This window comes from Cycloclasticus sp. (genome assembly GCF_019090545.1).
Lineage (GTDB): Bacteria > Pseudomonadota > Gammaproteobacteria > Methylococcales > Cycloclasticaceae > Cycloclasticus > Cycloclasticus pugetii.
This window is the reverse complement of record NZ_JAHRVT010000054.1, coordinates 1-2,613: the sequence shown is the minus strand read 5'-3', so window position 1 is coordinate 2,613 and position 2,613 is coordinate 1. Positions and strand designations below refer to the sequence as shown.

Sequence of the window (2,613 nt, the reverse complement as noted above, 5' to 3'; positions counted from 1 at the left end):
GTGCTGGTGATAAAGTGATTGACGGCTCTTTAAATAGTCAGATTAAACAATTGGCTAATAAGCTAAAATAGCAAAGGTAAAAACGATGCAATTAAATCCATCCGAGATAAGTGATCTTATCAAGAAAAAAATCGAAAACTTCGATACAGACGTAGAAGCTAAAACAGAAGGCACAATCGTTTCTTTAACAGACGGCATTGCTCGAGTACATGGCTTATCAGATGCTATGCAAGGTGAGATGTTAGAGTTTCCTGGCAATACATTTGGTATGGCACTTAACCTTGAAAGAGACTCTGTAGGGGTTGTTATCATGGGCTCATACCTGCACCTTTCAGAGGGTGACAGTGTAAAATGTACTGGTCGAATTTTAGAAGTTCCAACTGGTGAGGCAATGCTAGGTCGTGTAGTTGATGCATTAGGTAGCCCAATTGACGGTAAAGGAGCCATTAATGCTGAGTCATCATCACCAGTAGAGCGAATTGCACCAGGTGTGATTGCACGTCAATCAGTGGACGAACCAGTGCAAACAGGTTTGAAATCAATTGATGCAATGATTCCATTAGGTCGTGGCCAACGTGAATTAATTATCGGTGACAGACAAACTGGAAAAACAGCCATCGCTATTGATGCAATTATCAATCAAAAAGGCACAGGTATTAAGTGTATCTATGTTGCGATTGGACAAAAACAGTCTTCAATTGCAAATGTTGTTAGAAAACTTGAAGAGCATGGCGCGATGGATCACACAATTGTGGTCAATGCGGGTGCAGCTGATTCGCCAGCACTACAATTTATTGCACCATACGCTGGTTGTGCAATGGGCGAGTATTTCCGTGATAAGGGCGAAGATGCGTTAATCATTTATGATGATTTAACAAAACAAGCATGGGCGTATCGTCAAATTTCATTATTACTTCGTCGTCCACCAGGACGTGAAGCATACCCAGGAGATGTCTTTTATCTTCACTCTAGACTATTAGAGCGTGCAGCTAGAATTAATGTTGAAGAAGTTGAGAGACTAACAGATGGTAAAGTTAAAGGTAAAACAGGCTCATTAACCGCCTTACCTATTATTGAAACTCAAGCTGGTGACGTTTCTGCATTTGTTCCTACCAACGTTATTTCTATTACTGATGGTCAAATTTTCTTAGAAACAGATTTATTTAATGCGGGTATTAGACCAGCGGTTAATGCTGGCTTGTCTGTCTCTCGTGTGGGCGGCGCAGCGCAAACTAAATCAGTTAAGAAGCTAGGCGGTGGTACACGTCTTGATTTGGCTCAGTATCGTGAATTGGCAGCCTTTGCACAGTTTGCATCAGATCTTGATGCGGCGACTAAAGCGCAAATTGATCGTGGAATTCGTGTGACTGAATTGATGAAACAAAATCAGTATGCGCCATTAAGTGTGCCTCAAATGTCGATTTCATTGTTTGCAGCTAATGAAGGTTTTATTGACGCAGTTGATGTTGATAAAGTACTAGATTTTGAAGCAGCTCTTCATGGTTTTATGGAAAGAGAAAAGGCTGATCTTGTTGCAGCAATTGGTGATAAAGGTCACTATAACGATGAGATTATTGCTGACTTGAAGTCTTCTATCGAAGAGTTTGTAAACACACAAACCTGGTAAGCGAGAAAAGCGATGGCAGTTGGAAAAGAAATTAAGACCAAGATTGCGAGTGTTCAAAGTACACAAAAAATAACACGCGCAATGGAAATGGTCGCCGCAAGTAAAATGCGTAAAACACAAGAGCGTGTTTTTGCGGCTCGTCCATATGCTAAAAAAATAGGGCAGGTTATACGTCATTTGGCTCAGGCTAGAACCGAATATAAGCACCCTTATTTGGCAGATAGAGAATGTAAGCGCGTTGGCATCATATTAATCAGCAGTGATCGTGGATTATGTGGTGGTTTGAACTCAAATTTATTTCGTAAGTTTGTAGGTCAGCTGAAAACCTGGGATGAAGAAGGTGTTGATGTTGTTATGGCATCAATCGGCTCAAAAGGCGAAGGGTTTTTAGGCCGGTTAGGTGGTAACGTTCTTGGCTCTGTGACCCATATCGGTGAGACACCATCGTTAGAAGACATCATTGGTGTTGTTAAAAGCATGTTAGATGAATATGACGAAGGTAATATTGATCGTTTTTATATAGCGCATAATGACTATGTAAACACAATGACTCAAACACCAGAAATCACTCAGCTACTGCCTGTATACACAGAAGAGTTAGATGATGAACTTACACATCATTGGGACTATATCTATGAACCAGATGCAAAAGAAGTATTGGATCAATTATTGGTTAGATACATCGAATCGCTGGTATACCAAGGGCTATTAGAAAATAATGCTTGTGAACAAGCAGCTCGAATGGTTGCTATGAAAAGTGCATCCGACAACGCAGGTACATTAATTGATGAATTGCAGCTGATTTATAACAAAGCAAGGCAAGCAGCAATTACACAAGAACTATCGGAAATCGTTGCTGGTGCAGCAGCGGTATAGAAAAATTTTAAATTAAGAATATTGAGGAACTGATATGAGCTCAGGTGTTATCGTTCAAATTATTGGCGCGGTTGTTGACGTGGAATTTCCACGTGATGCTATACCGAAAG

At 40.5% G+C, this 2,613-nt stretch carries 2 protein-coding genes; both read left to right on the top strand.

Going from position 1 to position 2,613, the window contains the following annotated elements:
* The first annotated feature begins 85 nt into the window (after positions 1-85).
* Positions 86-1,627 carry a F0F1 ATP synthase subunit alpha gene (gene atpA / locus KUG63_RS11510; RefSeq protein ID WP_277642554.1) on the top strand — a complete coding sequence of 514 codons (1,542 nt, stop codon included), beginning with the start codon at positions 86-88 and terminating at the stop codon, positions 1,625-1,627.
* 12 nt (positions 1,628-1,639) lie between these two features.
* A complete protein-coding gene (atpG, locus tag KUG63_RS11505; RefSeq protein ID WP_015007007.1) occupies positions 1,640-2,503 on the top strand; it encodes a F0F1 ATP synthase subunit gamma in 864 nt (287 codons plus the stop codon).
* The last annotated feature ends 110 nt before the right edge of the window (positions 2,504-2,613 follow it).

Coding starts and splice junctions, on each gene's coding strand:
- atpA (WP_277642554.1), top strand. CDS start 86: ATGCAATTAAATCCATCCGAGATAAGTGATCTTATCAAGAAAAAAATC.
- atpG (WP_015007007.1), top strand. CDS start 1,640: ATGGCAGTTGGAAAAGAAATTAAGACCAAGATTGCGAGTGTTCAAAGT.